The organism is Acinetobacter sp. TUM15071 (assembly GCF_008980925.1).
Taxonomy (GTDB): Bacteria; Pseudomonadota; Gammaproteobacteria; order Pseudomonadales; family Moraxellaceae; genus Acinetobacter; species Acinetobacter dispersus.
In genome coordinates this window covers 1-483 of record NZ_BKGB01000054.1, presented here as the reverse complement: position 1 = coordinate 483, position 483 = coordinate 1, and the positions used below count along the sequence as shown (strand labels likewise).

Sequence of the window (483 nt, the reverse complement as noted above, 5' to 3'; positions counted from 1 at the left end):
TGTTGGCGGATGGTGATAAAACCATTGATGCAACAGCAACCTTCACCGATACCGCGGGTAACAGCAGCAACATCACAGATACCCAAGTGTATACCGTAGATGTGACTGCACCGAATGCCCCAGACATTGATCCAATCAATGGCACAGATCCAATTACCGGTACAGCAGAACCGGGTTCAACCGTAACGGTGACCTTCCCGAATGGTACCAGCGTTCAAGTACCAACAGATCCAACCACAGGGGTATGGACTACACCAAACCCAGGTAACTTGCCAGATGGCAGTACTGTGACAGCGATTGCCACTGACCCAGCAGGCAACCCATCCTTACCAGGCAGTGAAGTGGTGGACAGCCTACCACCGAACCCAGCGGGTGCGGTACTGAACATCGATGCAGTGACTGCAGACAATGTGGTGAATGCCACTGAGGGTGCAGGCAATGTGACGATCACAGGTACCTTGACCGGTATCCCAACGGATGCAG

At 53.0% G+C, this 483-nt stretch carries 1 protein-coding gene; it reads left to right on the top strand.

The window, feature by feature from the left end:
• Positions 1-483, top strand: a 483-nt coding sequence (locus tag GBI66_RS19180; RefSeq protein WP_228267315.1) for an Ig-like domain-containing protein, incomplete at both ends; no start/stop codon positions are given.